Raw genomic sequence first — 21,559 nt, 5'->3', positions numbered from 1 at the left:
ACGTCAAGTCCTTTCAGTATTATTCTCATTCACGATCCCAGAAAGCCAAAGCCACAGCTCACCCGGGCTTGCCAGTCTGGCTGCGCCCGGATGGTCGATCGCACGGCCGATCACGACGGCTGTACCGCCAAGCTTGCGCGCCGCGCCAAGCATCGGTAAATCTGTCAGGTCGTCGCCGAATGCGATCGGCACCCTTCCCGCAAATGGCTCTTCTTCCATGAAGCGGCGCAAGGCAGCACCCTTGTCGCTGATTGCCGGGCGCAGCTCGAAAACCATCTTGCCTGATTGCACGATCCAGCCCGGCCCGGCGAGCTTCAGTGCCTTCCCGACGAGATCATGTGCCAGATCGGCTTTTTCTGGCGCGGCGCGATAATGAAGGGCAACCGCACTACCCTTGTCTTCGGCGAGAAAGCCGCTGACGCGAAGTGCAGCCTGTCGTAGAAAATCCTTTGCAATCAAAAAATGTTCGTCCGGCTCGATCAGCTCAACCAACCCGGATGCGTGCCGGAACTCGGCACCATGCAACGCGGCTATGGGGCCGCGATAATCGGGAAAGCGTTCTTCAATGAACGCAATTGCCCGGCCCGTGACCAGTGCCATTGCACCGGACAGCAGCTCGGAAATGAGCGAAAGCGATTTTTGCAGGCCAACTGGAACGATAACGCCATCGGGATTGGCAGCGATATCGAGCAGTGTTCCGTCCACATCGAAAAAAAGGGCGTGTTTTTGAAAGTCGATGACCGGCATACCGATCAGATCGGTAGCCGGGTCCTGTTCCTTGCTGGGCATGTTAAGGCAAACATCCGCGACGGCGAATGGTTCCCGAATTAGTTCAGCCCGCTCCTATTTCCTACCGGTCAGACGGCCCTATGTGCGCCCGTAGACATCATCGAAACGCACGATATCGTCTTCACCCAGATATTCGCCGCTTTGCACCTCGATGAGAACGAGCGGTAGAATGCCCGGATTCTCCAGCCGGTGGCGGAAGCCGCAAGGGATATAGGTCGACTGATTGGTCGTGAGCAGAATCTCGCGATCGCCATTGGTGACCTTCGCCGTTCCGGAAACGACGATCCAGTGTTCGGAACGATGATGATGTGCCTGAAGGCTCAAGCGACGTCCGGGCTTCACCTCGATCCGCTTGATCTTGAAGCCATCACCTTCTTCGAGAACCGTATAGGTGCCCCATGGGCGATGGGCCGTGCGGTGGAGCTTGGCTGCTTCATGGCCGTTTGCCCGTAGCTTGTTGAAGACCTTGCGCACTTCCTGCGCCTTGTCGCGATGAGCTACAAGCAACGCATCAGGCGTGTCCACGACAAGCAGATCATGAACACCGACAAGGCTGACCAGCCGGGTTTCGGACAAGACAAAGCTGTCGGTTGTGTCCTCTATAACCGTTTCGCCTCGCAGACGATTACCCTCATCGTCCGGCGCGATGAGATCGGCCATCGCTGCCCAGGAACCGATATCAGACCAGCCGCAGGACACCGGAATGCAGGCAATGTTTTCGGCCTTTTCCATGATCGCGTAATCGATGGAAATAGCAGGAGCCGCCGCAAAATCGTCCTTTGCGATTTCTACAGTCTTGGTCTCACCGTTGACGCCGCGTCGGGCATGTTCGAGCGAAGCCTGCACGGAATTGAAGATTTCCGGCGCGAAATGCTGCATTGCTGCGAGCATGGTTCCGGCTGTGAAACAGAACATGCCTGAATTCCAGAAGTAACGGCCGCTTTCGACATATGCCTGTGCGGTTAGTGCGTCAGGCTTTTCGACGAAGCGTAGCACGTCGGTGCCTTCGGCCTCGATATAACCGAACCCGGTTTCCGGATGATCCGGGACGATACCGAAGGTGACGATACGGCCGGTTTCCGCCATCTGCCGGGCCTTTGATACCGCCTCAGCAAATGCCGCCTCGTCCTCAATCAGATGATCGGCGGGCATGACAAGCAATGTCGCATCCAGGCCGTAAGTCGCTGCGGCATGGAGCGCGGCAACGGCAACTGCGGGTGCTGTATCGCGCCCGAGCGGCTCCAGCAGAAACACATTGTCGACTTTGGGCGCCTTCGCATCTGCATAGGCATCAAGTGTCAGGAACAGGAAGTCACGGTTGGTCACTGTGAGGATGTGGTCCACACCGTCGAGCTGGGCCGCGCGCTTGTAAGTCTTGCCGATCAGGGTGCTGCCATCGGGCAGCTCAATGAATGGCTTCGGGTGCGCATCGCGCGAAAGCGGCCATAATCTGGAACCGGAACCGCCGCTGATAATGACAGGAATAAAGCTCATTGCTCAGTTGTCCTTCGTTGCGTTGCGGGCGATGGCAAGTCCCGTATCCAGAAGCTTCGCTGCCTGGCTCTCATCTGAAGCTTCCACATAGCATCGCAGTTCCGGCGCGTTACCGGAAGCGCGATAATGGATTACGTTGCCTGAATGAAAGAAGAGTTTTACACCGTCGATCGTTTCGGACCGAACAATCGGATCATCCATCTCAAACAGTTCGTTTCGTCCCATGTCATTTTTGAGCCGGGACAAGAATGCGAGACTCTTTTCCTGCGGGATATTCTGAAGCCTGTCGCTAAGAGCAAAACGGAAATGAAAGCGGGCTGCGATTTCAGATAATGGTTTCCCAAGCTCTTTGATGGAGCCAAGGCAGCCGAGAATTGGCAGCAACGCATCGCGGGTCGGAAGCGCAGTCAATGTGCGATTGTCCCGTCTGGTATCAGTACCCAGCAACACGCCACCATTGGCTTCGAAACCGAGAACCGCCTGTATGCCCTCGTCGATGGCCTGCGTCATGCCTTCAATAACATAGGGCGACCCCACCCGTGTTCTGATGACCCGCTCGAAATTGTCTTCAAGAGCGGAATTGGACGTCACTGGCGTCACAATCGTTTTTACGCCGAGCCAGCTCGCCGTAATTGCATCCACAAGATCACCCCGAACGAAACGCCCTTTCTCATCCGCGATTAACGGGCGGTCGGCATCCCCATCGGTGGAAACGATAGCGTCGAAACGACTTTCCTTTGCCCACTGGTCAAGAAGCTCGATATCCTCGGAACGAAGGGCTTCCGTATCGACTGGCACGAACACATCGGATCGACCGAGCGGTATCGCTTCGACTCCGAGCTTGCTCAGGATACGGACAATCAGGTCACGCGCCACAGACGAGTGCTGATAGACACCAACCCGCAACCCCTGAAGGTTTTGAGGTCCCACGAAACCAACATAGCGCTTCACATAGCTGTCGATCGCATCATCACTATGGTGCGCATTATTCAGATGGCGAAAGGCAAGGTTTTCAGGCAGAGCGGCATAGACGGCACTGATTGCGCTCTCGTCGTTCTTGTCGATTTCTCCGTCGCCGCGATAGAATTTGAGCCCGTTGCGATCGTCCGGGATATGGCTGCCAGTAACCATGATGCTTGGCGCTTGCTGCGCGATCGCATAATAGCTCAGTGCCGGGGTCGGCAGAACGCCACAGTCCACTGGCTGGAATCCGGCATCTTCGATTGCTGCCATGCAGAGTGCTGCGATTGCCGGACTGGACGGGCGAAGATCGCGACCGACGAAGACCCTGGCACCCTTCTGCAGCTTTCCGGCTTCCGACAGCATTCCGACGAAAGCAAGGGAATAGGCATAAGCGGGCAAACCATTCAGTTCGTCCGCCAGTCCCCTAAGACCGCTTGTGCCAAATTTAAGCGATGTGCCGCTCATGCTTTCCGCCAGATCTTTTCCAATGTCGAAGAGACCGCCCCTGCGAGCGCCCCCAGCTCAAAAGTTTTGTCATCTTATAATGTGAACATGAAAACCATCATCCCCACAATGGTGCAATCATATGCACCTTATTGCTGGTGATAATCCGTATATGCAGGCAATTTCAAATCCTTAACGTCGTCTACGTTAACAATTGCTGTTGAGTTTGGCATGATGCTCCAATGGCAATAAAATTGTCACGTTCGTGAGTGTTACCGAGCAGCGTGTTTTTTGCCCGCCGAGACGCTTGGATTCCCAGCCAGACAAAATTCCTCAATGATTTCAATAAATCACTTTTTCACATTTGCCAAATGTGTCATAGGTTTGTGCTACAGTTGGCGCACGGCGTCAAGGGTGCTTTTAAGCGGACATTATTAAGCGATACATGTAATTTGAATACCGTCGCTACAGCCTGTTTCCCTGACTTTTGCCTGCAACGATGCGCATAATTATGCGCGCAGCTGCCTCACAGATCGCTTCCCCATCACTTGCGAAAACTCTAGGGACCTTGGAGCGCATTTCGACCTGATTGAGACAGATCGGCACTCTAACGTTTGTGGCGTAAAATAGTGCGCCCCAAATAGAAGTTTGCCGTAGTGGTCACGATGATGGTCAGCACGAACGCTAGCAGCGGCATAGCCATCGCGTAGACGAGGAGACGAAGAACGAGAACACCCAACCCGAAGATCCCAATTGTTGAAAATGCCAGATGTAACCTAGCCTTCGCTCGAGTGCTTCCACCAATAAAAACACGATCAGGATACACAAGAACAACGAAAATAAGCCCTAGAATCCACGCGATAGTATAGGCCGCAGTAGGAGTCACAATCATGAGTGCCAAAACGTAGACTACCGATGTTAGGGCTGTATTGACAACCCCCGCGAACACGAAACGCTTGGCATCGCTTGTAATACCCTCAGTCAATGTCGCGCCCCGCGACGTACGACAAAAACTCATCATAATCTCGGATATAATCGGAGGCGTCATAAGGGTGTGATGCCATGACCATGAGCACTGTATCGGTATCAAACTTGTACTGAATACCCCAAACACCCGGAGCAAGAAAAAGACCAACCGTAGGATCGGCCAATGATACCTCGGCCCGAGCGGTCCCATCATCTACAACCACAGACACCCCCCCATGCACGGCCACTAGAAATTGACTGCAAATACGATGAGCGTGTTCGCCACGGACCTTGTTAGTTGGAACACCGTATACGAGAAAGGACCTGCTGGGAACAAAGGGGAGGTCATTAGAAAATTCTATCGGGACAAGATCGCCTCGAGTATCCGAATAATGAGGAAGCCGCCTTAGCTCGCAATCACCAACGCCTAGTCTCACTTTCGATCCAATCTCAGCACCGGGGCTTGCTGCCACAGCGGTGGCGGCCTCTGGCTGCGTCGCGGTTTGATACCCTACTATAACAGCAGGATTGCCCACAACGACAGCGTGGGCCGGGACGTTCTTCGTTACTACGGCCCCTGCCCCGACCATGGCCCCTCGTCCGATTCTTATTCCCGGTAGAATTGTAGCGTTGGCTCCGATAGAGGCCCCGGCTTCCACAAACGTTTGCAAAAATTTCTGGGGATATTCTTTAGATCTCGGAAAGCGGTCATTCGCGAAGGTTGCATTAGGGCCTATGAAAACACGATCACCAATCCGCAAACCGTCCCACAATTGGACGCCGCACTTTATCGTCACATCATCGCCAACCACGACATCATTCTCAATAAAAACACCATCACATACGTTACAATTTTTCCCGATTACAGCACCAGAAAGGACATGCGCGAAGGCCCACACACGCGTACCGTCGCCAACCGCTTCGCTCTCGCAAATGGCGTTCTTGTGCAAGAAAAATGTTTTGCCGCCGTCCATTATTTTTCACCCTCAACTATATGACTAATAACACGCAATGGACGGCGCTTGGTGTTCTCAGCTATCCGCCAAATATAACACCCAAGGATGCCTTGGACCGTAAGAATTAATGATCCCGTGAACAGAATAAGAAGAACTATGGATGAATATCCGTCGGCCTCCAGGTAACTGGTTATACGCGCAAAGAAAACAAATGCACCGAATACCAAACTAACGAAACAGCCCATAATCCCCAGCCAGAGCGCCATCATGATTGGTAGATCAGTAAAGGATAGGATACTGTCCATCATATACTCGAAACGCCTGGAGAAGTTCCACGCGCTCGTTCCTAGCAACCTCGGCCTGCGCACGTATGGAACGAATGTACGGCGAAAGCCCACCCAAAACAATTGAGCCACTAACGAACTGTTCGGTTCTTTGAAGGATAATATAGTGTCAAGAACCAACCGATTGCACCCAAATATATCAACCCCCCCCTTTAGGCATTTCGGGAAACACAAACTTTCTATACGCCTTCCAGAAGAAGGACGAAAGAACGCGACTTACGAAAGGATCATTTCGGCTTACTCGTCGGCCAAAAACGACGTCGGATTCATCGCTTTCGAGGAGCGAAAATATCTGCAGGATCAGTTCAGGTGGCTCTTGCAGGTCTGCTGCCATCGCAGCAACAAATTTGCCTGTCGCCATCTCCATGCCCGTGCGAATAGCCGTAAAGGAACCAAAGTTGCGGCTATGAAAGATGATTTTGTAGTTCAGATCAGTTTTTTTGACCGCTTCCTTCAACAGATGACCAGAATTGTCGGGCGATCCGTCGATAACCAAAACAACCTCTAGACTGTCTAAAGTTGAGTGAAGGAACAAAAGCGCCTCCATCAAAGAAGGTATGTTCTCTTCATTTCTATAGACAGGAATGACCAACGAAAAATTGGGCATCATTTCTTCCAATCACTCAAGGCCTGAACAACGTGGCTAATTTCGGCTTCGGTCATTCCTGGAAAACAGGGTAGTGACACGATTTTTTTCGAACTTTCTGAAGATACTGGAAGCCCGTGATCTGGAAGACGCTTGGGAAGATTTAACCATCCTGGCTGATCACAATCGAGAATGGGGTAATGCACCTCTGTTGCGATGTTTCGAGTTGAACAAAACGCACGAAATTCGTCGCGATTTTCTGTGAGAAGAGTTGCGAGGTGCGCCACCGACCCACGCCCCCCCTCGATGAACCGAAGGCCGGAAGCTGAGCTTCCTTTGTACCGCTTTAAGATCGCCCTTCGTTCATCGTTGAGATTCTGCAACTCGGGTAAAAGAACGTTCACGACGGCAGACTGGATTTCATCCATTCGAGAGTTTCGCCCACCAGCATTGCAAATCTCATACTTCCTCCCCCATCCATATTGCTGAATACTGGCAATCAACTCGGCGAGTTTACTATCCGACGTCAAGATTGCGCCGCCGTCCCCCATAGCCCCAAGATTTTTCGTTGGATAGAAGCTAAAGGTGGCGACATCGCCCATTGAGCCTGTCAATGCACCGTTGAAGGTTGCTCCATGCGACTGGGCACAATCTTCCAGAATTGTCACGTGCCCATAGCCAGCGCCATCTAGTTTTTTTCTAAGCGATGGAATGTCGACGGCACCGCCGTACAAATGAGTGGCCACAACCACCAAAGTCTTTTCGCTTAGAGCCGTCATCACTTGCTCAATATCGACCAACTGAGTCTCGGCGACTATGTCTACATAAACCGGTGTTAAACCGTTCTGATAGCAAGCGGTTGAGGTGTATCCACCGGCGTTTGCAACAGTTACCACCTCATCCCGGTGCGCGCACGAACTGGATAAAGCTCTCAAGGAAAGCGCGAGAGCATCCGTTCCGTTTGCTACCAACATGCAGTGTTGAACACCTACAAATCGTGCAAACCGCGTTACAAATTCCTTGCCGTGTTTACCATTCAACCACCACCCCGACCTACAGGCCTGCAAAACGGCCTCTTCCAAGTCGGGTCGAAAGCGATTATACAGCCGCCCCAAATCGTTGAACGGTATGCTTGGCAACATTTCCATTTTTCCAACCAAGTATCCTTGTAATTGCTTGTCATATGGATTATCGAGGCGCGTACTGTCAATAATGACTTCTGTCTTTAATATGCTGGCTCAATTTAAAATCGTGATTTTCAGAAATGTATGAATCGAAAGCTACGACAGGAAGAAGTGATCCCCCAGTAACCTTGGAGAATGACCTAATAAGAGCGTGGTCAGCTACATCAGGTACAATCGCAAAACTGTGGCTGATATTCGCAGTTATGTATTTCTTTGAGCTCGCCTCCTTTCCGCTGTCAATCGATGAAGAACTTGCCGCTTTTCGACATTTGACGCCGGGTTCTGCAGCTATTTGGGCACAGCAGGGCCGGTGGGGCGCCTATCTGTTCGAAAGGTTCGTCTTTCCACAACCTACCCTTCCGTTTCTACCAGCCGCTCTTTTTGGACTTGGCCTAGTCGTCGCTTATGTCATTTTTTTAGAGAGCGCGGGTCTTAAAATTGGGAGATTGTCTTTTTCCCAGACAGTAACTTTTGGGATTTTCTGCGGGTACCCTACATGGGTCTTTATTATCGAGTTTTATTCCAATGCTGCGGCTGTAGGGTTTGGAGTCGCACTTAGTTCAATTGCCATTTGGATTCTATACCAGCGACATCACCGATCACTTCACTGGCGAATTGCCGCTGTGATGATTGCGGCCTGCGCCGCTGCTTTCGCTGTTTCGATATATCAATCACTCTTGTTCCTCATGCTTTCGTTTGGCATCGGCGTGCTCATATTCAGAGCAATTCGTGCTGATACTCGTGAAGTAGACACGACAAAAGACCTGCTCGCCTTGGGGGTATGCCTAATTTTATCGTTTGGCATTTACAAAGTTCTGGACCGCACATTCCTCTCGATTCTGGGTATAGAACCTGAATATGTAGATCAGTTTCTGCAGCTGGATGCACTTTTAACAGATCCTGTGGCGGTCGTGAAAAATGCAGTTGTACATTTGCAAGGCATCTATGGGTTTAAGAATCATCTATACCTTACGTTGATCTGGTCGGTTCCCGCTATTCTATTTCTTGGAGCAGCAGGCCTTGCATCGGTCGTGTGGAACACTCCACTAACAAATAAAATTACGATTCTTCTTCTATCATCCATGCTGATAGTTAGCCCGTTTGTCATTGACCTGGTGTCAAAAGATTTACCGACTAGGTCAGTTGTCAGCGCGCCTTTTGTAATCTGGTGCTTCGCCTATCTGGCGTTGCACAACAGACTGAGCTTTGTCCGATTGACGTCCATCATGGCCATTTCGGTCGGGATATTCCAGTTTCTAGTCTTCTCAAATTCAATGTCCGCTTCGAGTCACTTCACTGGCCTCAGTGACCAGTTACTTGCTTCCCGATTGTATGACCGGATCAGTATGTCATCACCAACTTTCAGCCGAGATCGCAAATACGATCTGGTTATTTATGGGGGCATCGAACAGAAATCAATCTATCCTGTACCGCCATCGTCGACTGTCGGCGGATCTTTTTTCGGTTGGGACGGAGGCAACCCCAAACGAATCATACCTTATCTCACCATTCTCGGTTTCGATAATATACAGGCCGGGAGCCTGGATACTCAAAGCAAATATATTGACCTAATGGAAGATCTGCCTGTGTGGCCAGCTGTGGGTTCGGTTATGATCGATGATGCAGCGAGCGTCGTCATGGTTCGTCTGGCTAGAACCCCAAGTGGCAGTAATCTCGTAGCCGAAAAGATTCGACACAAGCCTATTCCAATTGATTCGCCAGAGCCCACTCTATTTTCTCTCAATATAAATGGCATCCGTGTAGAAAATGCCTCAGCATCGTGGCGTTCTGGTCGCCTCAATCTGAGCGCGGGACCAGATCCTATGGTTTTTATAGATATCACTGATCAAAAAGATGAAATGGCTGCTTGTAGAACTATTCAGGTTGCAACTCGTTTATTCACAAGCAGAACGGATCGTCTCCAAGTTTTTTACCAAACACCGTCGGACCCGAGCTACAATGAGACTCGGTCCAAAACCATCACCTATAGTGGCCGATCTGAGAGCTACGTGTTGCTACATAGCCATGACGGTTTCGGCACCGAACTGCGAGTTGATCCCGGCGACGGCAATACGACCTACGACATCGGCGCGCTGGAAGTGCGGTGCCTCGACTAGTATCAGTAAGAGCAGGAAGAATACTTTTAAAATACTAAACTAATCTGACCACCATATCGTGTAGTGACGATTGCCAATGAGGTACCGACCAACTAAATACTTCCTGGAATTTAGCAGTCGACAGCCTTGAACTAGTAGGACGTGTAGCCTTGGTCGGGTAATCGGCTGTCGTAATATCTGTAACATTCGCGGTCGGTCCGCCGAGCGTAGCGCTTTCACTAAATATTGCGCGCGCAAAGCCACTCCAGTTTGTATCGCCCGTACCAACCAGATGGTAAACACCATAAGCTGAAAAGTCTGGCGTAGCCGCCAATTGATCCGCCACCCGGATAATCGCGTCGGCGATATCAAGAGCACTGGTCGGATTACCCCATTGGTCAGAAACAACAGAGAGAACATCTCGCGTCTCTGCGAGCTTCAACATCGTCTTGACGAAATTCTTGCCAAAGGGACTATAGACCCACGCCGTCCGCATAATGATATGTTGCGGATTGGATTGTGCAACCAAACGCTCGCCTTCCAGCTTGGAGCTTCCATAAACACCGCGAGGTCCGGTAGCATCCGTTTCAACGTACGGTTCGTCAGCGTCGCCCGCAAAAACATAATCCGTCGACAGATGGATGACGGGAGCACCGCAGGCCTTGGCAGCTTCGGCAACTGCTTCAGCGCCAGTGGCATTCGCCGCAAACGCAAGTTCCTGCTCATCCTCGGCTAGATCCACCGCAGTGTATGCGGCGGCGGACACGACGACGTCGGGCTTGATCGCCGTGATGGCACTATGCACCGTGTCCGGCTTTGACAGATCCAGTTCCGGGCGACCCAACGCAATCACTTCTAGATCGGGACGTTGAACTGCCTTCTCAAGAAGGCTCTGAACAACCTGCCCTTCCCGCCCGGTCACAAGGATTTTCATGCCTTGGCCTCTTTTGCTGACGTGCTACCCAGACGTTCGCCAGCATATGTACCGCTGCGGATCGGTTCCCACCACCATGCATTATCGAGATACCATTGAATGGTTTTTTCCAATCCCGTCTCGAAACTTTCCTGTGGTTTCCAGCCCAATTCGCGCTCGATCTTCGAAGCGTCAATAGCATAGCGACGGTCATGGCCGGGTCGATCTGTCACGAAGGTTATCAGATCAGCATAACTCTTGCCGTTTGCGCGAGGCCGCTTCTTGTCGAGAATGGAACAAATCGTTTCAACGACACTCAGATTGGTACGCTCCGCACGCCCGCCGATATTGTAGCTTTCGCCCAGCTTGCCCGTTGTTGCAACGAGCGCCAAGGCGCGCGCATGATCCTCGACGTAGAGCCAATCACGGACATTTGCCCCTGCCCCATAAACCGGCAACGGCTTGTCATCGAGCGCGTTAAGAATGACAAGCGGGATCAGCTTTTCCGGAAAATGGAACGGTCCGTAATTGTTCGAGCAATTGGTGAGCACCACCGGCAAGCCATAGGTTTCATGCCAGGCGCGCACCAGATGATCTGACGCAGCCTTCGAAGCCGAATAAGGCGAAGACGGCTGATAGGGGGTTTCTTCGGTGAAAATGCCGCTATCGAAAGGCAGATCGCCAAACACCTCATCAGTCGAGATGTGGTGGAAGCGGAAGTTCGACTTACGCAGCTCTGGCAGTTCTCGCCAATAAGCAAGTGCCGCATTGAGCAAACGGAACGTTCCGACGATATTCGTTTCGATGAATGCTCCCGGACCATCGATTGAACGGTCTACATGGCTTTCCGCCGCCAGATGCATAACCACATCGATTTCGTGGACGCGCAGAGCTTCCAGAACGCTCGTGTCGTCACAAATATCGGCTTCAAGAAAGCTGTAATTCGGGTGGTTCTCGATCTGGCGGAGAGACGCCAGATTACCCGCATAGGTTAGCTTATCAAGGTTGACGACATTGACCTTCGGATCAGAAGCCAGATGTCTACAGACGGCCGAACCAATGAACCCTGCTCCACCGGTAACGAGAATATTCATATCATTTCCTCAAGCAAGAACTTCTGCGTCAGCAAAAAGCGAGGCCTTCTGGTCCTTGTCAGAAAGCTGGACGCCTGAAGAAGGAAGTGGCCATTCAATACCGATAGCCGGATCGTCAAAACGGATAGAGCGATCATGCTCCGGCGAATAGTAATCCGTGACCTTGTAGATGACCTCGGTGTTTTCAACGAGTGTCATGAAGCCGTGTGCAAAGCCCTTCGGCACCAGAATCTGGTTCCACTTTTCGGCGGAAACTTCCAGCGCTACCCACTTCCCGAATGTTGGCGAGCTTTTGCGGATATCGACAGCGACATCCAGAATTGCACCACGCGTAACACGCACCAGTTTGTCCTGTGCAAATGGCGGCAACTGATAATGAAGCCCACGCACAACGCCCTTGGCGGTCGAATAAGAATGATTGTCCTGAACGAAAGTCAGATTAATGCCAGCTTCGGCAAATGCCTTCGCATTATAAGTCTCAGAAAAGAAGCCACGGTCATCGCCGAATTTACGCGGACTGACCTCGAATACGCCGTCTAAACCTAATGGACGAACTTGCATCAATCTTTTCCTAATTCTGCAACACGACGACGAAGGTACGCAGCATATTCAGTTTTACCAAGCTTGGCTGCGCGTTCGAGCACAGCTTCACTGCTCAGCCACCCTTTATCCAGACCGATTTCCTCTGGGCAAGCGATTTTGATGCCCTGGCGCTTTTCAATAGTTTGGACAAACGAGGATGCTTCATGAAGGCTGTCATGCGTTCCCGTGTCGAGCCAAGCATAGCCCCGACCAAAGCGCTGAACGTTCAGTTCTCCGCGTTCGAGATACACGTTATTCACCGTGGTGATTTCAAGTTCGCCACGGGTGGACGGCTTGATCGAACGTGCAATATCGACCACCTGATTGTCGTAAAAATAAAGCCCTGTGACTGCCCAATGAGACTTCGGCTTTCCCGGCTTCTCTTCAATTGATATTGCCTGTCCAGTCTTGCTATCAAATTCCACCACCCCATAGCGTTGCGGATCATCCACCCGATAAGCGAAAACAGTTCCACCTTTCATGGGCTGGGAGGAGAGTTGCGACAGATTTGAAAGACCGTCACCAAAATAAATGTTGTCGCCGAGAATCATTGCAACGCTATCATCGCCGATAAACTCTCTACCAATAATGAAAGCTTCCGCCAACCCGTTCGGGTGTGCCTGTTCGGCATAGGAAAAATTCACTCCAAACTCGCGACCATCGCCAAGCAATTTCTGGAATAGAGGCAGGTCGTGCGGCGTCGAAATGACGAGGATATCCTGAATCCCCGCGAGCATAAGCACGCTCAGCGGATAATAAATCATGGGCTTGTCATAAATCGGTAGAATCTGTTTTGAGACCGCGATTGTCAAAGGCAACAACCGCGTACCACTACCCCCAGCGAGAATAATCCCTTTCATGCGATTTCAGCTCCTACCGTCTTACTTCTTTTGTTTCGTTCATATAATCGCGTAGTATGCCTAATATGATGGCATCGTTTTGACAACGCCCGGCCTATTTAGCCAACCGAGAATTCAAAGAATGACCTATAATGTTTTAGCTGCAGCCCCCCAAAGCAATAAGCAGCCATTGCTAACGATTTCAATTGTTACATTTAATCCCGATTTTGATGAACTTAAAAAAACTCTGGACAGTCTGAAAACCGCATTGCGCAAGCTTGCGCCCGAAACCTTCTCAATCACAATTATAGACAACTCGTTTAGCAACGAAGTTGTCTCATTTTTGCTAAGCGGCTACGCAGAGTCGCACATCAAACTAATTCAGGGTCAAGGAAATATCGGCTTTGGCCGCGCCCACAATCTCGCGATACGGCATTTGGGGGAATTTCACCTCATCCTTAATCCTGATATCCAACTAAGTCCGGATGCACTAATCAATGCCATAACATTCATGAGAGCCAATAAAAACTGCGGCCTGTTGAGCCCGCACGCAGTTTGGCCTAATGGGCAAAAGCAATATTTATGCAAACGATACCCAGCGGCATTTGACCTCATACTTAGAGGCTTTGCTCCCCAATCAGTACGCTCTCTTTTTTCTGCGCGATTAGCGCACTATGAGATGCAAAATGAAACACAGAACGCTGTTTATTGGAATCCCCCCATTGTAAGCGGGTGCTTCATGTTTTTCAGAAGCACTGTTCTAAGACAAGCAGGAGGCTTCAGTGATAATTTCTTTTTGTACTTTGAGGATTTTGATCTCTCATTGAGGGTGTGCAAGATTGCGAACATAGCTTACGTGCCGACAGTTCGAGTAGTTCATGCAGGCGGTCACGCCTCAAAGAAGGGCTTTTGGCATATAAAGATATTTATCCAGTCTGCAATGATCTTTTATCGAACTCACGGTATTAAAATTTTCTAATTTTCTCCCGAGCGAAGAAGGCCGTCGCGTTCCGCAGGGAAAACGATCCACTGCACTGCTCGAAGGCCCCCCGCCCCGTTCAAGATACCAATACCATTGTGTCGTCAATCGTTGGCCATTTGGCAAGCCCTTTTCTTTCTGATGAGCCTTTACGCTTGAGGCTATAGAACTGTTTCCCAGGAGCATGGTCGCCTTCGCGGTCGACACGCGGTCGCCGCATGATGGAGCTTCGCAGACAACATAGTCCTAAGGTCTTGCCCGCATGCGTACGAATGATCGAAACCCCAAAAAAGTTCGTAAGCGTCCAGCGAAAGGATTTTCGCTTGGTTGAGATGTGCAGGCTATGGGCTTCGCTTAGCCTCATCTTCCATGACACGCTCGATCATTTCGGGATCGCATAGTTGATCGAGGAGGAATTCGCGGATCCCACCATCCCATGTCCTTATATCTGCGAGGAGGCTCTGAAGGTCATCAATCCCATCTTCGGTCAGGCCTTTTGTACCATCTTCGCTGCCGTCGCAGACATACACGAGTTCGCCCTCGGCAATATTGTCGGAATTGGCGGTTACTTCTTCGATTAATTCGAGGTTCTCGCCAATCATGACGGAGACTTCATTCAGCGTATAGATGAACCTTGAGCGTGCCATCACGCGGCCTCCTGCAGCTCTTTCACTGGTGTCCACTGCCACGGCAGCAGTTCCTCAAGCCGTTGTTTTGGATGGCTCTGGATCCGGGTCAGGACAGCGCATACGCTTCGGCTTTTCGGACGCTTTATCCAGCTCCGGTAAAGGCGTTTTTCCAGAATGGGCTTCAGCCTCAGCGCGTGAAGCCTCGATCTCCTCCAGCATCAGCTCGAATTGCCCGATCTTGCGGTCTATCTTTTCTGAAGAAGCGCCATGCTGGCGATGCCGAAGCAATTCCAGCTGTGCACGCAAAAGGTCGATAATGGTGTCGCGCTTTGTGACTTCGGCTTCTTGTGCACTCAGTTTCGCCGCTTGTTCAGCGACGAGCGCGCGCAATGCCAATAGCTCATCCTGAATGTCCGACGGCGTTGTTTCCATGCCCGCAAACATAGCTGATTTGCGTCGGAAGCACCAGAAACTTTGCGGGATTCCCTAATAAAAACAGAAGCTTTACCCCATTCTGCCAGGCGCGGAAGTCCATGCCGGTCGACGCCAGTCAATCCCTTCTACCAGCATCGAAAGCTGTGCATGCGTCAGATGCGCAACACCTTCTTTCGCCGTCGGCCACCCGATCACCACGCCGCCCGCGAAAGGCGAAGACAGCTCCACCTGTCGGCTTCTGGCGCAAGACATCCTGCGCCAACATCGAAAGGCCCTCAATACCTTTCCTCATATCTGTGACGCCGCAGGCAAGGTAAACCCGTACGCCGGTGCCCGGTCCAATCATGCCTGTTCCACCGTCCGGATCAGCCGCGTCAGCACCGTATCCTCCAGCGTGCTCGTGAAACGAAGGCTGCGACCGCAGCGCAAGTGCAATTCAATCATTGAGGATGAAGCATCGACATCATCGCCAACCCCGGAAGTGATCTGCTCACTATCCATATCAACAGGAAGAAATACGGCTTCCCGCGAGGGGAGCAGAAGCCCCTTCTTCTTCAGTCCTCGTCGCCATGTGTAAATCTGCTGGCGGGTCACATCGTAGCGCTGCGCCACATCCGTGACCGTCGCACCGCCGATCCCAACCGACATAACGATGGCCAGTTTCTTCTCATCGCTCCAGCGACGACGCCGTTCCGCGCCAAGAACCTCAACTCGCATCCAATCCTCACATAAGACATGTCGCTAACGACGTCGTTAAGCACGTGTCTTATGCCACGAGGCCTTGTTGCAAAAGGCGGTAGCAATCGGGACGTTACGATTGACCGCGCGCACAAGCTTTCGATCACACGACAGGCGAAGCTTCTCGGCTTTAGCCGCAGTAGTCGACGCTGAATAACGGCTAAGCCATTGAACTTCGGGCTTTAGGAAGATGTGAAGAAGTATCGGCTTTCGCCATGAGAACGGTGATGGTTACCAGGAAGAAAGCACGCCAAAGGGCGAGCTTTGCCAGAATGAGACGCAGATTGTGTCCTGCGGCCACGAGCAGCGCATTGATGGTATCACCAGCATGCCCAAGAAGGAAGTTGCGGTCCAGCCTGCCATCGGACTTCATATGACCGATGGTGGGTTCGATGGCTGATCGTCGTTTCAGTTCCCTGCGCATGGTCGGCGTCAGCCCGCGCCGATTTCCGGCAATGATCACCGAAGCTGGACCGGTGTAATCGTGACCGCGATAGCCCTTGTCAACGTAGATGCGATCTGGCTTGACGCCGCCCGTGGCAACAGCCTGCTCGACGGTGCGCGACAGCGTATGCCCGTCATAAGGATTGTCTTCGAACGCCCTGGCAGCCAGCACCAGTCCTTCCCGGTTGGTCGCTGCGATTCCAACCTTGCATCCGAACTCGTAAGGTGTACGGGCTTTGCCTTTTGAGATGCAGACGACCTCGGGGGCATGCAATGAATAAAGCTTGTTCCTGTCCTTCGGCTTTTGCGAGAGTAACCTCTCGACAAGGCCGAACAGCCGGGCAAAGGCCTTTTCCAGTTCGGCATTACCGGTGATCTTGCGGGCGATGTCACGCAGAACACGGCCCAGAAAGGTGCGCAGACGTTTCAGTTCGCGCCGCATGCGTTTGAATTGACGGGCATGAGCATAACGGCCGATGCGTATCGCCGCCGCCTTACCCAGCCGTGTGTAGCTCTGCCTGAGCGCGATGCCGTGCTTCTTTGCCTGACGGACCAGCATTTGCAGCGCCTTCAGATAAAGCTTGCTGTCCGTCGGATGGGCTATCGCCTTGGGCTGCACGGTCGTATCGACATTGATCCTTTCCAACGATGTCGGCCTAGCCGTTCCTGTCTTAAGAGCCGCCTCAACGCTGGCCTTCAACATGTCCTGCAACCCGTCGGGCCCGATACGCTTTCTCCATCGCGTCATCGTGCTAGCATCGATTGGCATCTCGTGTTGGAAGAATTCGAAGCCACAAAAGAATTGCCAATAGGGGTTTTCCACCCAGCGGGCGACCGTTTCCTCGTCGGAAAGGTCGTGGACGTGCTTCAGATAATGCAGCCCGACCATCAGCCGCGTCGGTCTCGCGGGACGACCGACCGGTCGGTAGAAGCCGCCAAACGCCTGATCGAACCCGGCCCAGTCGATGACCTCGGCAAGCTTCACCAACGGATGTTTCATGTTGATCATCGCGTCAAGGCGGTCGCGGAAAAGGTCATGCTTGCCGGAAGATGGACGGATCGGACGCATCGAAAAACACCAGAAATTGAGCAGTCAGCGCGCAGTTTCTTGCAGTTTGCAATACTTCAAACCCGTTGGAAACCCCTGAAAACAATGGAGTTTGTAGCTTTTTCAGGGCGGACGCAGTAGTGTTTACTATTCACCGCGCCCGGTATCAGATGACGATTTGGCACTGATGCGGCGGATTGATGAACTGCATCTGGAATATCCATTCGCGGGAAGTCGGATGTTGCAAGGACTTTTAAAGGGAGAAGGGCTTGAGGTTGGGCGGTTGCATGTTACCACGTTGATGAAAAAGATGGGCATTGAGGCGATCTACCGTCGACCAAACACCTCGAAGCCTGCGCCTGGTCATAAAATCTATCCCTATCTGCTGCGCGATCTGGCGGTTATGTCGCAGCATAAAAACCAAATAAAACAATGACAAAACAGAGGTACAGCTTATCCCGCAGCACAGGGCGGCGTTACGCGCTGCGCAATCACTCGACGCCAATCGAGACCTTCAAATAAAGCTTCATATTGAGCCCTTGAAAGACGCATCGTCCCGTCCTGCACCCTGGGCCAGGCAAAGCTGCCGTTTTCAAGAATTTTATAGGTCAGAACCAGTCCCGTGCCATCCCATACCAGGATTTTCAGCCGATCTCCCCGCTTCGACCGGAAGATCACCGTGATCCCGGAATGCGGATCAAGCTTCAGTTCAGTCTGCACCATCAAGACCAGAGCCTGATGACCGCAGCGAAAGTCCACTGGACGCGTCGCAATCAGGATTGGCAATCGTTGCCCTGCGATAATCATGCCAGACCCCGCATTGCACCAACCAGAGCCGCAACCCGATCCACAGACACATCACCCGGCACCTTCACCACGAGGTCGGCACCTATCTCTATCGTCACAATCCCTGCTGGCGCGGCCATCGTCTCTGGCATCAACGAGGCTGCCGCAGACATCTCTGGCTCATCCGCAATCGATAGCGGCACAAAGGCGGGTTCACAATCGTCCGCATCTGGCACCGACGGCATCAACTCTGCTGGCAAGATCAGACGGCCATCACGCGTCTGCTTGCGCCAGTAAGAAAGCTGGTTCGCACTCAGATCAGTACGTATCCGCCGAAGACCGCCTTGTGATGTCTTATTGTTGTTCTGATTATAGGTCGTATGAGCAGCGATACGACTTATACTGAATTGAACGTACTTGAGATTGTAGGCACAGGTCGACGCCGTCGTTTCAGCGCGACAGCGAAACGGCAGATTGTCGAAGAGAGCTATAGTTGCGGGGACAGCGTTACGACTGTGGCTCGACGCCACGGTTTATTTCCCGCGCAATTATTTTCATGGCGCAAACTGGCGCGTGAAGGTGCTTTTGGAATTTGGCATGGAGAAAATTCAGCGACGGGTTTTATCCCGGTGCGAATAGAGGCGACCGCGCCTCAATGCCACCCCGCTCCGCAGGATGCTCGCTGTGGGCGATTTGAGGTTATCTGCGCAAATGGTCGCCGGGTTATCGTCGATAATGGCGTGGATATAGATCTTCTGGTTCGCCTTATCCGTGGTCTGGAGAGCCTTTGATGATCACACTTCCTTCAGGTCAGAATGTACGGGTGTGGATTGCCACGGGCCATACGGACATGCGCTGTGGCTTTCCATCATTATCGCTTCGGGTGCAGGAAGTGCTGAAGCGCGATCCACTTGGTGGCCATTTGTTTTGCTTCAGAGGGCGCAGGGGTGATCTGATAAAACTGATCTGGCATGACGGCCAGGGGAGTTGCCTTCTGACAAAACGACTTGAGCGTGGCAAATTTATCTGGCCCTCTGCAGAAGGTGGCGCTGTTGCGATCTCACCTGCACAGCTCAGTTATTTACTGTCAGGAATTGATTGGCGCAATCCGCAGGAAACATGGCGACCGACGAAGGTTGGGTAGCATTATTCCATTGAAAATATTGCAGGATTCTGATCAAATAACTTTATGAATCCAAAGCCATTCGACCTTCCTGATGATCTTGCCAGCGCCTATTTGGCGCTGCTTTGTGAACGCGAGGTTTTGCAGGCTGAACGCGATTTGGCTGTAGCGCAAGCCGCCAATGCGCAGGCTATGCTTTCCGACAGTGATGCCCTGATCGCGGCTCTGGAACTGCAGATCGCAAAGCTTAGGCGCGAATTGCGCGGTCAGCGTTCCGAGCGCACGGCACGCCTGCTTGATCAACTGGAATTGCAACTCGAAGAGCTGGCGATGGCGGCGAGTGAAGATGAGATTGCCGCGCAGGCAGCGAGCGCCAGAGCATCGAACGTGCGTTCATTCACGCGTAAGCGGCCCGTGCGCAAGCCGTGGCCAGAGAATATCGAGCGTGAGCGCCTTGTTATTGCTGCGCCGACTGTTTGCACCTGTTGTGGTGGTTCGCGCCTGTCGAAGCTGGGTGAGGATATCACTGAGACGCTGGAAGAGGTTCCACGCCGCTTCAAGGTGATCGAGACGGTGCGTGAGAAGTTCACTTGTCGTGACTGCGAGACAATCAGCCAGCCGCCTGCACCGTTTCATGTCACGCCACGCGGTTTTATCGGCTCCCAACTGCTGGCAACAATTCTGTTCGACAAGTTTGGCATGCACATTCCGCTCAATCGCCAGAGCACGCGGTTCAAATGTGAAGGAATGGATCTGTCGACTTCGACACTGGCCGATCAGGTCGGGTTTGGAACGTCCGCTCTGATGCCGCTCTTCGAGCTGCTTGAGAGCCACGTCTTTGCCGCTGAGCGGCTTCATGGCGATGACACCACCATTCCAATCCGTGCGAAAGGCAAATGTACGACTGGGCGCATATGGGTTTACGTACGCGATGATCAGCCATTCAGGGGCGAGGCACCACCGGCGGCGGTCTATTATGCTTCGAGTAATCGGCGTGGCGAACATCCGCAGAGGCATCTGGCCAGCTATGGCGGCATTTTGCAGACAGACTGCTACAATGGGTTTGAACCAATTGCGATTGCCGAAAGGAAAGAGGTGCCGATTACCTTTGCTTTTTGTCATGCGCATGCACGGCGGAAATTCTTTGAGTTGGCCGATATTGAAAAGAGTGCGCGGGATCGCAAGCGAAATGGCAAACCAATCTCGCCGATTGCACTTGAGGCCGTCAGACGTTTCGATGCTCTGTTCGACATTGAGCGCCAGATCAACGGATTAAGTGCTGAAGAACGCGTGAAAGTGCGACAGGAGAAGAGCAAGCCGTTGTTCGAGGATATGCATCAATGGCTGATACGGGAGCGCGCTACGTTGTCCAGTTCGTCCGATGTGGCAAAAGCCATGGATTACATGCTCAAACGCTGGGAAGGTTTTGCCCTGTTTCTCGAGGATGGCAGAATTTGCCTGACGAACAATGCCGCAGAAAGAGCGCTGAGAGGTATCGCATTGGGACGCCGGAACTGGACCTTCGCCGGATCACAGCGCGGGGCGGATCGTGCCGCTATCATGCTCACCTTCATCATGACCTGCCGTCTCAACGACGTCGATCCCAAAGCATGGCTGGCCGATGTCTTCGCCCGCATTGCCAACCATCCTGTCTCACGCCTGTACGAGTTGCTGCCATGGCACTGGAAACAGGCATCGGCAGCAAACGTCGAACTGGCGGCTTGACGATGGCTGCTTCCGTTGTCCGTCTGAAGGTCACCCTCGATCATGTCGAGCCGACAGTAATGCGGCGCGTTGTCGTGCCATTCTCCATCAGGCTCAGTCGGTTGCACGAAATCCTGCAGGCGGCGATGGGCTGGACCAACAGTCATCTTTACGAATTCCGCATGCGTGATGTCGGTTTTGGTTTGCCTGATGAGGGTTGGGGCGACGGTCCCATTGATGCACGCAAGGTCTCACTGCTATCGGCAGTTCAGGATACTGGTGCGAAATCGTTTAAGTATCTTTATGACTTTGGCGACGGCTGGGAACACAGTATCAAAATCGAACGCGTCTTCCCTGCCATTGGGGAAGAAAAACCGATGCTCCTCGAAGCCACCGGGCATTGCCCACCCGAAGACGTTGGTG

The 21,559-nt window shown here is 52.3% G+C and carries 23 protein-coding genes and 2 pseudogenes; 7 read left to right on the top strand and 18 right to left on the bottom strand.

From position 1 onward, the window contains the following. Nucleotides 1-3: 3 nt before the first annotated feature. The 7 genes from otsB to FG152_RS05540 form a co-directional block, all read right to left on the bottom strand. Nucleotides 4-789 carry a trehalose-phosphatase gene (gene otsB / locus FG152_RS05570; RefSeq protein ID WP_151614440.1) on the bottom strand — a complete coding sequence of 262 codons (786 nt, stop codon included), beginning with the start codon at nt 787-789 and terminating at the stop codon, nt 4-6. A 78-nt stretch (nt 790-867) separates the two neighbouring features. After that, nucleotides 868-2,283, bottom strand: coding sequence for a mannose-1-phosphate guanylyltransferase/mannose-6-phosphate isomerase (locus tag FG152_RS05565; protein WP_151614439.1), 1,416 nt, complete (start codon nt 2,281-2,283; stop codon nt 868-870). A gap of 3 nt (nt 2,284-2,286) precedes the next feature. Continuing rightward, a complete protein-coding gene (locus FG152_RS05560) occupies nt 2,287-3,711 on the bottom strand; it encodes a phosphomannomutase (protein WP_151614438.1) in 1,425 nt (474 codons plus the stop codon). Between the two features lie 586 nt (nt 3,712-4,297). Next, nucleotides 4,298-4,675 (bottom strand): GtrA family protein, encoded by a 378-nt coding sequence (locus FG152_RS05555; RefSeq protein ID WP_498985465.1) that lies wholly within the window; start codon nt 4,673-4,675, stop codon nt 4,298-4,300. Beyond that, nucleotides 4,668-5,630 (bottom strand): WxcM-like domain-containing protein, encoded by a 963-nt coding sequence (locus tag FG152_RS05550; RefSeq protein ID WP_498985463.1) that lies wholly within the window; start codon nt 5,628-5,630, stop codon nt 4,668-4,670. The genes FG152_RS05555 and FG152_RS05550 overlap by 8 nt, the downstream gene beginning before the upstream one ends. 465 nt (nt 5,631-6,095) lie before the next feature. Continuing rightward, nucleotides 6,096-6,563, bottom strand: a complete 468-nt coding sequence (locus FG152_RS05545; RefSeq protein ID WP_498985461.1) for a glycosyltransferase — start codon at nt 6,561-6,563, stop codon at nt 6,096-6,098. Further along, the gene (locus FG152_RS05540; protein ID WP_498985458.1) at nt 6,563-7,690 is read right to left on the bottom strand and encodes a DegT/DnrJ/EryC1/StrS family aminotransferase; all 1,128 of its coding nucleotides are present in this window, start codon (nt 7,688-7,690) and stop codon (nt 6,563-6,565) included. The genes FG152_RS05545 and FG152_RS05540 overlap by 1 nt, the downstream gene beginning before the upstream one ends. A gap of 116 nt (nt 7,691-7,806) precedes the next feature. On the opposite strand from FG152_RS05540, the gene FG152_RS05535 reads away from it, so the two are divergent. Then, a complete protein-coding gene (locus FG152_RS05535; protein WP_498985456.1) occupies nt 7,807-9,843 on the top strand; it encodes a glucosyltransferase domain-containing protein in 2,037 nt (678 codons plus the stop codon). A gap of 34 nt (nt 9,844-9,877) precedes the next feature. Here the strand turns inward: FG152_RS05535 and rfbD are convergent, their stop codons facing one another. The 4 genes from rfbD to rfbA are packed head-to-tail and all read right to left on the bottom strand — an operon-like array spanning nt 9,878 to nt 13,271. Then, complete coding sequence (rfbD, locus tag FG152_RS05530; protein ID WP_498985455.1) at nt 9,878-10,756, bottom strand: dTDP-4-dehydrorhamnose reductase; 879 nt, start codon at nt 10,754-10,756, stop codon at nt 9,878-9,880. After that, nucleotides 10,753-11,829: a dTDP-glucose 4,6-dehydratase gene (rfbB, locus tag FG152_RS05525; RefSeq protein ID WP_498985454.1), complete on the bottom strand. Its 1,077-nt coding sequence runs from the start codon at nt 11,827-11,829 to the stop codon at nt 10,753-10,755. The genes rfbD and rfbB overlap by 4 nt, the downstream gene beginning before the upstream one ends. A 9-nt stretch (nt 11,830-11,838) precedes the next feature. Further along, the gene (gene rfbC / locus FG152_RS05520) at nt 11,839-12,390 is read right to left on the bottom strand and encodes a dTDP-4-dehydrorhamnose 3,5-epimerase (protein ID WP_498985452.1); all 552 of its coding nucleotides are present in this window, start codon (nt 12,388-12,390) and stop codon (nt 11,839-11,841) included. Next, a complete protein-coding gene (rfbA, locus tag FG152_RS05515) occupies nt 12,390-13,271 on the bottom strand; it encodes a glucose-1-phosphate thymidylyltransferase RfbA (protein ID WP_498985451.1) in 882 nt (293 codons plus the stop codon). The genes rfbC and rfbA overlap by 1 nt, the downstream gene beginning before the upstream one ends. Nucleotides 13,272-13,392: 121 nt before the next feature. Here rfbA and FG152_RS05510 point away from each other — a divergent pair, with 121 nt between their 5' ends. Beyond that, on the top strand, nt 13,393-14,229 hold the full coding sequence (locus FG152_RS05510; protein ID WP_498985449.1) for a glycosyltransferase family 2 protein: 837 nt from the start codon (nt 13,393-13,395) through the stop codon (nt 14,227-14,229). A gap of 341 nt (nt 14,230-14,570) precedes the next feature. Here FG152_RS05510 and FG152_RS05505 read toward each other — a convergent pair whose 3' ends face one another. From FG152_RS05505 to FG152_RS05485, 5 genes and pseudogenes are all read right to left on the bottom strand, one after another. Then, a complete protein-coding gene (locus FG152_RS05505; protein WP_498985448.1) occupies nt 14,571-14,876 on the bottom strand; it encodes a hypothetical protein in 306 nt (101 codons plus the stop codon). A gap of 87 nt (nt 14,877-14,963) precedes the next feature. After that, nucleotides 14,964-15,290 (bottom strand): annotated as a pseudogene (locus tag FG152_RS05500) (transposase domain-containing protein); the annotation flags it as partial. Between the two features lie 118 nt (nt 15,291-15,408). Beyond that, complete coding sequence (locus FG152_RS05495) at nt 15,409-15,558, bottom strand: hypothetical protein (RefSeq protein WP_498985709.1); 150 nt, start codon at nt 15,556-15,558, stop codon at nt 15,409-15,411. A gap of 77 nt (nt 15,559-15,635) precedes the next feature. Then, nucleotides 15,636-16,010 (bottom strand): IS66-like element accessory protein TnpA, encoded by a 375-nt coding sequence (gene tnpA, locus FG152_RS05490; protein WP_498985446.1) that lies wholly within the window; start codon nt 16,008-16,010, stop codon nt 15,636-15,638. 181 nt (nt 16,011-16,191) lie between these two features. Next, a complete protein-coding gene (locus tag FG152_RS05485) occupies nt 16,192-17,544 on the bottom strand; it encodes an IS5 family transposase (RefSeq protein ID WP_498985444.1) in 1,353 nt (450 codons plus the stop codon). A 112-nt stretch (nt 17,545-17,656) separates the two neighbouring features. Between FG152_RS05485 and FG152_RS05480 the strand changes: the two are divergent. Next, a pseudogene (locus tag FG152_RS05480) lies at nt 17,657-17,926 on the top strand (IS3 family transposase); the annotation flags it as partial. 50 nt (nt 17,927-17,976) lie between these two features. Here the strand turns inward: FG152_RS05480 and tnpB (FG152_RS05475) are convergent. Together tnpB (FG152_RS05475) and FG152_RS05470 are read right to left on the bottom strand one after the other, a co-directional pair. After that, nucleotides 17,977-18,330, bottom strand: coding sequence for an IS66 family insertion sequence element accessory protein TnpB (gene tnpB, locus FG152_RS05475; protein WP_498985442.1), 354 nt, complete (start codon nt 18,328-18,330; stop codon nt 17,977-17,979). Then, nucleotides 18,327-18,839, bottom strand: a complete 513-nt coding sequence (locus FG152_RS05470; RefSeq protein WP_498985440.1) for a hypothetical protein — start codon at nt 18,837-18,839, stop codon at nt 18,327-18,329. The genes tnpB (FG152_RS05475) and FG152_RS05470 overlap by 4 nt, the downstream gene beginning before the upstream one ends. Here FG152_RS05470 and tnpA (FG152_RS05465) point away from each other — a divergent pair. From tnpA (FG152_RS05465) to FG152_RS05450, 4 genes are all read left to right on the top strand, one after another. Further along, nucleotides 18,732-19,100 (top strand): IS66-like element accessory protein TnpA, encoded by a 369-nt coding sequence (tnpA, locus tag FG152_RS05465; protein WP_498985707.1) that lies wholly within the window; start codon nt 18,732-18,734, stop codon nt 19,098-19,100. The two genes, FG152_RS05470 and tnpA (FG152_RS05465), sit on opposite strands and share 108 nt — an antisense overlap. Further along, nucleotides 19,100-19,453 carry an IS66 family insertion sequence element accessory protein TnpB gene (gene tnpB, locus FG152_RS05460; RefSeq protein WP_025091528.1) on the top strand — a complete coding sequence of 118 codons (354 nt, stop codon included), beginning with the start codon at nt 19,100-19,102 and terminating at the stop codon, nt 19,451-19,453. The genes tnpA (FG152_RS05465) and tnpB (FG152_RS05460) overlap by 1 nt, the downstream gene beginning before the upstream one ends. 45 nt (nt 19,454-19,498) lie before the next feature. Next, nucleotides 19,499-21,157 (top strand): IS66 family transposase, encoded by a 1,659-nt coding sequence (gene tnpC / locus FG152_RS05455; protein WP_498985438.1) that lies wholly within the window; start codon nt 19,499-19,501, stop codon nt 21,155-21,157. A gap of 2 nt (nt 21,158-21,159) precedes the next feature. After that, a partial coding sequence (locus FG152_RS05450; protein ID WP_498985704.1) for a plasmid pRiA4b ORF-3 family protein occupies nt 21,160-21,559 on the top strand: 400 nt, incomplete at its 3' end.

Origin of the sequence: Ochrobactrum sp. XJ1 (assembly GCF_024701725.1) — a bacterium.
GTDB lineage: Bacteria > Pseudomonadota > Alphaproteobacteria > Rhizobiales > Rhizobiaceae > Brucella > Brucella anthropi.
This window is presented reverse-complemented; position numbering and strand designations above follow the sequence as displayed.

Excerpts from the sequence above, each read along its gene's own strand:
- FG152_RS05565 (WP_151614439.1), bottom strand. The coding sequence starts at position 2,283 with ATGAGCTTTATTCCTGTCATTATCAGCGGCGGTTCCGGTTCCAGATTA.
- FG152_RS05550 (WP_498985463.1), bottom strand. The coding sequence starts at position 5,630 with ATGGACGGCGGCAAAACATTTTTCTTGCACAAGAACGCCATTTGCGAG.
- rfbA (WP_498985451.1), bottom strand. The coding sequence starts at position 13,271 with ATGAAAGGGATTATTCTCGCTGGGGGTAGTGGTACGCGGTTGTTGCCT.
- tnpB (WP_498985442.1), bottom strand. The coding sequence starts at position 18,330 with ATGATTATCGCAGGGCAACGATTGCCAATCCTGATTGCGACGCGTCCA.
- FG152_RS05495 (WP_498985709.1), bottom strand. The coding sequence starts at position 15,558 with ATGTTGGCGCAGGATGTCTTGCGCCAGAAGCCGACAGGTGGAGCTGTC.
- FG152_RS05560 (WP_151614438.1), bottom strand. The coding sequence starts at position 3,711 with ATGAGCGGCACATCGCTTAAATTTGGCACAAGCGGTCTTAGGGGACTG.
- FG152_RS05510 (WP_498985449.1), top strand. The coding sequence starts at position 13,393 with ATGACCTATAATGTTTTAGCTGCAGCCCCCCAAAGCAATAAGCAGCCA.
- FG152_RS05535 (WP_498985456.1), top strand. The coding sequence starts at position 7,807 with ATGTATGAATCGAAAGCTACGACAGGAAGAAGTGATCCCCCAGTAACC.
- otsB (WP_151614440.1), bottom strand. The coding sequence starts at position 789 with ATGCCCAGCAAGGAACAGGACCCGGCTACCGATCTGATCGGTATGCCG.
- FG152_RS05505 (WP_498985448.1), bottom strand. The coding sequence starts at position 14,876 with ATGGCACGCTCAAGGTTCATCTATACGCTGAATGAAGTCTCCGTCATG.
- FG152_RS05485 (WP_498985444.1), bottom strand. The coding sequence starts at position 17,544 with ATGCGTCCGATCCGTCCATCTTCCGGCAAGCATGACCTTTTCCGCGAC.
- tnpC (WP_498985438.1), top strand. The coding sequence starts at position 19,499 with ATGAATCCAAAGCCATTCGACCTTCCTGATGATCTTGCCAGCGCCTAT.
- rfbC (WP_498985452.1), bottom strand. The coding sequence starts at position 12,390 with ATGCAAGTTCGTCCATTAGGTTTAGACGGCGTATTCGAGGTCAGTCCG.
- rfbD (WP_498985455.1), bottom strand. The coding sequence starts at position 10,756 with ATGAAAATCCTTGTGACCGGGCGGGAAGGGCAGGTTGTTCAGAGCCTT.
- rfbB (WP_498985454.1), bottom strand. The coding sequence starts at position 11,829 with ATGAATATTCTCGTTACCGGTGGAGCAGGGTTCATTGGTTCGGCCGTC.
- tnpB (WP_025091528.1), top strand. The coding sequence starts at position 19,100 with ATGATCACACTTCCTTCAGGTCAGAATGTACGGGTGTGGATTGCCACG.
- FG152_RS05545 (WP_498985461.1), bottom strand. The coding sequence starts at position 6,563 with ATGCCCAATTTTTCGTTGGTCATTCCTGTCTATAGAAATGAAGAGAAC.
- tnpA (WP_498985446.1), bottom strand. The coding sequence starts at position 16,010 with ATGCGAGTTGAGGTTCTTGGCGCGGAACGGCGTCGTCGCTGGAGCGAT.
- FG152_RS05540 (WP_498985458.1), bottom strand. The coding sequence starts at position 7,690 with ATGGAAATGTTGCCAAGCATACCGTTCAACGATTTGGGGCGGCTGTAT.